The sequence below is a fragment of the Staphylococcus hominis subsp. hominis genome, assembly GCF_002901845.1.
Lineage (GTDB): Bacteria > Bacillota > Bacilli > Staphylococcales > Staphylococcaceae > Staphylococcus > Staphylococcus hominis.
In genome coordinates, this window is record NZ_PPQE01000030.1 from 398,247 (window position 1) to 406,052 (window position 7,806).

Consider the following 7,806-nt stretch of genomic DNA (forward strand, 5'->3'; position numbering starts at 1 on the left):
AAGTGATAGGAATACTCCATACTAGTCCATTTTCAAGATGTGTATCTTCAACAACTTTTTTATAATCCGCTTCTCCCATAAATCCAGTAAGTGGACTAAAACCACCAATAGCGATTAATTCTAAATCTGAAATGGACCAAGGATTTAAAGTTAATGATTTAAAAGCGTTCGCTTTTTCAATTAATGCTTCTCTTTCCTTTCCTTCTACAACTCGATTAATTAACTCTCCACCATGTGGCTTAATTGTATAATTGATAATATCTTCATTTGTTGGCATCATTGATAACCTCTTTTCTAATTATTTTGATTAGTTTACTCGGTTTTATTTATAAGAAAAAGACAATTTTTTGTTGCGAATAATAGTAATAATAACTAATACAATAATCGCACAAATAATTGCGAATCGAATAACATTTATCACTGTAGTGTCTTTGATGAAATACGTCATTAAAGCATTACTATTTGTAAAAATAATAAGACCACCTACACAGATTGCTAAAATATTAATGGGCAATATTTTAGTTAAATAGGCTGAAATTGGTGCGGCAATCATACCGCCTATACTTAATGCAATGACAAACCACCAATTAATTTGAGTAAATCCTAAAAAGATAATAAAACTTAATGATGTTGAAAGTGTTACAAAAAATTCACTTGCAGACACTGTACCAATGGCATAGCGTGGTTGAATTTTATGGCTTGCAAGTAACAACGGTGTGTTGACTGGTCCCCAGCCTCCACCACCGATGGCATCTAGAAAACCAGCAACGGCTCCTTGTGGAACAAGTTTCGCACTACTAAGCGTTCCTACGTGTGTATGAATGTCTTTGTGACGTTTAAATAAGAACTGATACAAAATATAAAAACCCATTGAAAGTAAGAATAGTGCTATATAAGGTTTAATATAGTCACCATGTATTTGAGTTAATAATGCTGCACCGATAAATCCACTGATTGATCCTGGTATTGCGAGTTTCAACATGGTTGGCTTATGTACATTTTCAAATTTCCAATGTGATGTACCCGATGCAGCAGTCGTTGCTATTTCTGAAAAATGTACCGTTGCTGAAACAATCGCAGGTGCTATTCCATATGTTAATAATATGGATGATGAGGAGGCACCGAATCCCATTCCGAGTGATCCATCAACAAGTTGTGCTAAAAATCCAGCTAATGCAAATATAAACAATTTTCTCATATATCACATATCCCTTCATACCTAAACTTGTAAATGAAGCCATCGTGTGAATTCTCGTTGCTTAACCTCATCTAAATACTCATCAGATAAAATGTGTTGTAATAAATCCTGTTTCCTAGATGGCTCGATTGATAATCGTTTAATTAGTTGTCTACTTTCATATAAAAAATCAATATACATTTCATATGATTCATCGTACATATCGCTTATTCTTGAAATCATTTTTTTATTCAATTTAGGACTTGCCCCATTGGTTGACACGCTAATAGAAAGTTTTCCACGTTTTAAAATACTTGGAATCGTAACATTTCCAACTTGGGCTTTCGAAGCATGATTACATAATGCATAATGAGGAACACTTTCTAACACCTTTGTATTGACGTCGTTATTATTTGTGGCAATCACTACAAGATCGGCATGTTCAACATCTTGTGGCTCAAATTCTTTTTGGCTCCAAGTGATAATTTCGTTATCTAATAGTTCTTTTAAAGTTGTTGAAATAATAGGACTAACAATATGAACATCATCACAATATTCGATTAAAGTTGAAGCTCGTTTCGTTGCAACTTTTCCGCCACCTACTATGACAACAGATTTCTGGCTTAAATCAATCATGAGCGGCATATGGTTCATATTGTCGTCCTCCTATATTAGATATTTTTCAAATTATGGTAATGTCATTTCAAAATCTGATACTTGTTCTTTGAACCAGCTAATTTTTTGACGCATATTTACAACATCACCAATCACAATCATTGCAGGATTTTTGATTTCAGATGCACGTTGTACAATACTACCTAATGTTCCAGTGACTGTTTTTTGAGAAGCTGTTGTCCCTAAATGTACTAGCGCTACAGGTGTATCTACTGACTTACCATGACGCACTAATAGTTCACAAATTTCAGGCAAACGTTTTACACCCATATAAATACACAATGTTTCAGGACCATGCGCTAAATGTTCCCAATATGCTTCTTTCGTCATACCTGGTTTATTCACAGCTGTAACAAACGCAACTGATGAACTATAATCTCTATGAGTAACAGGAATTCCTGCATAAGCAGGAGCTGCAATTCCTGATGTAATACCAGGAACAATTTCAAATGGAATTTGATTATCCGCTAATATTTCTGCTTCTTCGCCACCACGTCCAAAAACGAAAGGATCACCACCCTTTAATCGTGTAATGGTGTGCCCTTTTTTCGCTAAATTCACTAACATACGATTTGTTTCCTCTTGTGGCAATGAATGCTTATTTGGATCTTTACCACAATAGAAGAACTTTGTGTGAGGTTTTGCAAAATCTAAAATTTCCTTGTTCACTAAGCGGTCATATAAAATCACATCTGACGCTTGAATCGCTTTCATACCTTTTACAGTTATTAAATCAGGATCACCAGGTCCTGCACCTACAAGATAAACCTTTCCCATCTTATCACCCCGTTCGCCTTCTATTTCTTTAAAAATTAGCTGTGAAAATCTCTACCATCATGAACTTTAGCTACTACACCCGAACGAATAACGAAGTCTCCGAAATGTTCACCTTCGAGACGTGATTTTCCATAATCCATTAAAATTGGACGTAAGCTTTCGAGAATTTCTTTTTCATTGATGTTTTCTTTATATAGTTTATTTAAGCGATCACCGTTAAAGCTTCCACCTAAATACATATTATATTTGCCAGGTGCTTTACCAATAAATGCAATCTCAGCTAATGCAGGTCGTGCACATCCATTAGGACAACCTGTCATACGTATAGTAATCTCTTCTTCACTAACACCAGCTTCATCTAATAAATCTTCAATTTTAGATAATAGCGTTGGTAAATAACGTTCTGATTCAGCCATTGCTAAACCACAAGTTGGAAATGCTACACAAGCCATTGAATTACGTCTTAAACCACTATAATTTTTACCATCAGTTAAACCGTATTTATCAATAAGAGATTGAATATCTGCTTTTTTCTCTTCAGTTACATTAGCAATAATTAAATTTTGGTTTGGAGATAATCTAAAATCACCCGTATGTGTTTCTGCAATTTCTCTTAACGCCGTTTTTAACTTATAGTCTTCTGTATCTTTTACACGTCCATTTTGAATGAATAATGTATAATTCCATACACCTTTTTCACCTTCAATCCAACCTAAACGATCGCCATTATGTTCAAATTTAAATTCGCGAGCTTCACTGATTTCCCAGCCTAGACGTATATTTAATTCTTTAACAATATTATCTACACCAAAACGATCTACTGTATATTTAAAACGTGCATTTTTACGATTTGAACGATTACCAAAATCACGTTGAATTGTAAGTAATGCTTCACATACATCTATGACTTTATCTTTAGGAATAAATCCAGCAATGCGTCCTACTTGAGGGTATGTATCTGAATTACCATGCGTCATACCCATGCCACCACCAATAGCCACATTAAATCCAACGAGTTCATCATTTTCTACAATTGCAATTAAACCAATATCTTGTGAAAATACATCAATATCGTTTGATGGTGGTACGGCAATACCAATTTTAAATTTACGTGGTAAATATTTTTCCCCGTACATTGGCTCTACTTCTTCTTTAGAATCAAGCACTTTCTCTCCATCTAACCAAATTTCATGATAGGCATTCGTTTTAGGTAATAAATGATCACTAATGGCTGTAGCATAATCAAGTATTTCTTTATTAATATTTGATTGATATGGATTTGGGTTACACATTGTATTACGATTGACATCCCCACATGCTGCAATCGTATCTAACACTGATTCATTAATTTTTTTCATAGATGATTTTAAATTTCGTTTTAAAATACCATGAAATTGGAAAGTTTGACGTGTTGTGAGTTTCAATGTATGATTCGCATAATTATTAGAAATATCATCCATTGCAATCCATTGCTCAGGTGTTGCTTTACCTCCAGGTAGTCGCACACGAATCATGAAAGCATATGCAGGTTCTAATTTTTGTTTACGACGTTCATCACGTACATCTCGGTCATCTTGTTGATAACTCCCATGAAACTTAAGTAATTTAGTATCGTCATCAGAAATGGCACCAGTTAAAGGATCTTCTAAGCCTTCTTCAATCGTACCGCGTAAATAATTACTTTCAGTTTTTAAATGTTCTAACGCATCAAGGTTTTCATTTAACTCATCAGCAATTTGTTTAATCGTTTTAGCCATTCACTCTCCACCCTTTCTTTAGTACACGTCACGTTGATAACGTTTATCTTTTTTCATTTGTTTTAAGTAGCTTTCAGCATCTTCTTCAGTTAAATTTTGTTCTTTCACTAATACATTGCGTATCGCTTGATGTACATCTTTAGCCATATTTTTTTCATCACCACAAATGTAGATCGATGCACCTTTTTCTAACCACTCATTAAATTCTTTACTATGTTCAGCAATGCGATGTTGTACATATACTTTTTGATCTGTATCACGTGAGAAAGCGACATTCATTTTTTCAAGAACACCATCTTTTAACCATTCTTGCCATTCTGTTTGATATAAGAAATCAGTAGTAAAGTGTTGATCGCCGAAGAATAACCACGTATTACCTTTATAACCATATTCTTCACGTTCTTGCATATGTGCTCTAAATGGTGCAATTCCTGTACCAGGTCCTATCATAATGACAGGTGTATCTCCATCTTTAGGGAATTTAAAGTTTGGATTACGTTTAAGATAAATTGGAACAGTATCTCCTGGTTGAATACGTTCAGCAAATTGAACAGAACATACACCTGAACGATCTCTACCGTGTGTGTTATATCTTACTGCACCAACCGTAATGTGAACTTCATCAGGTAATGATTGATAACTACTTGATATAGAATATTCTCTAGGAGGTAATTTTCTAAGGATTTGATATAAATCTTCAGGTTCTAATTCTTCAGGTGGGAAATCATTGAGTAAATCAATAAAATCTCTACCTTCAATATAATTTTGTATCCACTCACTATCTTGAACTTTGTCTTCTAACGCTTCATTATCAAAATATGCTGCTGCATTTTGAAGTAATGGTTTCGTTAATTTTGTAATTTCAAAGTAAGATGTTAATGCTTCTTCTAATGAAATCGTATCTCCATCTTCTGAGATTTGAATTTGATCGCCCGGATCCCATCCTAACGTACTCATCAGTAATTCAACTAAAGCTGGATCATTTTGTGGTAAAACGACTAAGCAATCTCCTACTTCATATTCTTCACCAAAATTATCTAATAAGAACTCAATATGACGTGTTTCTTTATTAGATCCTCTACCATTTAAATTAATATTTTCTAATACTTCAGCTTGGTATGGATTTGCCTTTGAGTATTTTTTTTCTTTTGCAGATTTAATTGTTTCACTTACAACTTGTTCACTTTGTGTACCTTCAGGTGCTGAGTCAATAGTATTAATGACATTAGCCATCCATTTTTCAGCATCTTCTTCATAGTCAACATCACAATCAACACGTTCATATAATCGTTCGGCTCCAAGTTCTTCAAGCTTTTTATCAAAATCTCTACCTGTTTGGCAGAAGAATTCATAGGTTTGATCACCTAATGCAAGTACTGAAAATCTTACTCCTTCTAATTTAGGGGCTTTTCTACCATGAATAAATTCATGTAATTCGGCTGCATTATCCGGTGGATCTCCTTCACCTTGTGTGGAAGTAATAATAAATAAATCTTCGACATTTTTAAGATTTTTAGGTTTAAATTCATCCATTGCCTTTAACGTTACATTATGTCCAATATTTGAAAGACGTTCTTCAAATATTTCTGCTAAACCTTGCGCATTTCCTGTTTCTGAACCATATAATAATGTAATCGCACGTTTTTCAGGTTGAATTGTTGGTTCATTTTGTTGAAGCATTGTTTCAGTATCCTTTGAAATAGCTCCTATTTGTGAACCTTGTGTCTCAGATGTTCCTGATGTAAGTTGCTGATTTGCGACTAAATAGCCACTTAGCCATACTTTTTGTTCTGGCGTAAGTGTCTGTAATAATTCATTAATTTGTGTGGCTTGTCCTTCAGTAAAAGGACTATTGGTAACACTTAGATTCAATTCATCCACCTCTATCATTTCAATCTTTATTTTATTTAAAATACTTACTATCTCTATATTATGTAATCTATATTCGACTTTCCAGTAAAAATCGAATATAGAATATTTTTAAATCCTTATCAGAATACTATGTTTTATATAAAAAATTTTTTAAACCTTACATCACGGTTTATCTGCAACATGAAGTCCACATTCTGTTTTTTCAAAACTTGACCAACGTCCTGCTCTGGAATCATCAGAATTGAATACTGGCGCTGTACAAGGAATACAACCAATACTTGGATAATGCTGGTCATGAAGTTCATTATAAGGTAAATCATGTTGTTTAATATAATCCCAAACGTTATCTTCCGTCCAATAAATTAAAGGACATACTTTAATCGATTTAAAACGTTCATCTTTATTAATGAAATTTGTTTTAGCACGAGTCGGAGATTGATCTCTTCGTAGTCCTGAAATCCAGGCAATCGCACCACCTAGTACCTCTTCTAAAGGTTTAATTTTACGAATATAACAACATTGATTTGGATTATTTTTCCATAATGCAGGATTGTATTTCTCAGCTTGTTCTTCAAGCGTCAATTCTGGTTTCTTCATTTCAATACGTAACTTAGGAAAACGTTCTTTTACTCTATCAATTAAATCGTATGTTTCTTGAAAATGTAAATCTGTATCTAAAAATACAATTTGAGCATCTGGTTTAATTTGATAAATCAAATGAATAAGTACCATGCTCTCTGCCCCAAAACTACATGAGTAAACGATATCTTCACCATACGTAGTATAAGCCCATTTTAAAATTTCATAGGCACCCTTTGTCGCGTCGTCAGTAGAAATGGAGTCAATAAATGGATCGCCATCAAAACTCTCATACGTTATCTTTGATACTGACATAAACCTATGGTCCCTCCTCAGTATTTACAAATTTATTAATCTAATACCTATCAGAATTGTCAGAATAATATGCTAATACTTTAACGAGTTTCATATAGAAAGTCAAGTGGAATTAAAATGTATTCTATTCCTATAAATTCACTCATAAGCCTTCTGAAAATTTTAAATATATTACTTTTAAAAATATACAAAATCAAAAATATTGTTGTTTAATCTTTATTTTATATAAAAAAATATTAAAAAAATGTAATTTTTTAATGACACAACATTTTTTTATGTTATATTAAATTGTAATTAGTAATATATTCTTTGCTATTCATCGTAAGTTCTAGTTGTTTTTATTTTTTTACAATTTATAATCATTTTGCATAGAATTAGTTACTAATTAAATAATTTAAATATTTTAATTAAGGGAGCGTATTTTATGAATAAAAAAACATTATTTTCAATTAGAAAATTAAGTGTCGGTATTGCTTCAGTAGCAATTGGGGGATTATTATTCGTATCTGCTGGTCACGATGCGGATGCCGCAGAATATAATACAAATGCTGATACTAACACTGAAGCTACTACTGAATTATTAAATTCTCACAATGCATCTGTAGTTGAAGAAGGTGCTACTAACGCTAACACTGATCAACCTGCTACTTCTGA

At 33.1% G+C, this 7,806-nt stretch carries 7 protein-coding genes and 1 pseudogene; 1 reads left to right on the forward strand and 7 read right to left on the reverse strand.

Annotation, left to right across the window (positions count from 1 at the left end; genetic code table 11):
• From sat to CD034_RS11070, 7 genes and pseudogenes are all read right to left on the reverse strand, one after another.
• Positions 1-277: pseudogene (gene sat / locus CD034_RS11505) on the reverse strand (sulfate adenylyltransferase); the annotation flags it as partial.
• 45 nt (positions 278-322) lie between these two features.
• Positions 323-1,198, reverse strand: a complete 876-nt coding sequence (locus tag CD034_RS11045; protein WP_049432797.1) for a sulfite exporter TauE/SafE family protein — start codon at positions 1,196-1,198, stop codon at positions 323-325.
• 21 nt (positions 1,199-1,219) lie between these two features.
• A complete protein-coding gene (locus CD034_RS11050) occupies positions 1,220-1,831 on the reverse strand; it encodes an NAD(P)-binding protein (RefSeq protein WP_103288400.1) in 612 nt (203 codons plus the stop codon).
• Between the two features lie 33 nt (positions 1,832-1,864).
• A complete protein-coding gene (gene cobA / locus CD034_RS11055; protein WP_103288401.1) occupies positions 1,865-2,629 on the reverse strand; it encodes a uroporphyrinogen-III C-methyltransferase in 765 nt (254 codons plus the stop codon).
• Between the two features lie 35 nt (positions 2,630-2,664).
• Positions 2,665-4,386 carry an assimilatory sulfite reductase (NADPH) hemoprotein subunit gene (gene cysI / locus CD034_RS11060; RefSeq protein WP_103288402.1) on the reverse strand — a complete coding sequence of 574 codons (1,722 nt, stop codon included), beginning with the start codon at positions 4,384-4,386 and terminating at the stop codon, positions 2,665-2,667.
• Positions 4,387-4,404: 18 nt separating this feature from the next.
• Complete coding sequence (locus CD034_RS11065) at positions 4,405-6,258, reverse strand: assimilatory sulfite reductase (NADPH) flavoprotein subunit (protein ID WP_103288403.1); 1,854 nt, start codon at positions 6,256-6,258, stop codon at positions 4,405-4,407.
• Positions 6,259-6,420: 162 nt separating this feature from the next.
• Complete coding sequence (locus CD034_RS11070) at positions 6,421-7,152, reverse strand: phosphoadenylyl-sulfate reductase (RefSeq protein ID WP_002488232.1); 732 nt, start codon at positions 7,150-7,152, stop codon at positions 6,421-6,423.
• Positions 7,153-7,576: 424 nt separating this feature from the next.
• Here CD034_RS11070 and CD034_RS11075 point away from each other — a divergent pair.
• A partial coding sequence (locus CD034_RS11075; protein ID WP_142380640.1) for a YSIRK-type signal peptide-containing protein occupies positions 7,577-7,806 on the forward strand: 230 nt, incomplete at its 3' end.

What these genes read in the sequence shown, in the direction of transcription:
- CD034_RS11045 (WP_049432797.1), bottom strand. Translation starts at nt 1,198, where the DNA reads ATGAGAAAATTGTTTATATTTGCATTAGCTGGATTTTTAGCACAACTT.
- CD034_RS11050 (WP_103288400.1), bottom strand. Translation starts at nt 1,831, where the DNA reads ATGAACCATATGCCGCTCATGATTGATTTAAGCCAGAAATCTGTTGTC.
- cobA (WP_103288401.1), bottom strand. Translation starts at nt 2,629, where the DNA reads ATGGGAAAGGTTTATCTTGTAGGTGCAGGACCTGGTGATCCTGATTTA.
- cysI (WP_103288402.1), bottom strand. Translation starts at nt 4,386, where the DNA reads ATGGCTAAAACGATTAAACAAATTGCTGATGAGTTAAATGAAAACCTT.
- CD034_RS11070 (WP_002488232.1), bottom strand. Translation starts at nt 7,152, where the DNA reads ATGTCAGTATCAAAGATAACGTATGAGAGTTTTGATGGCGATCCATTT.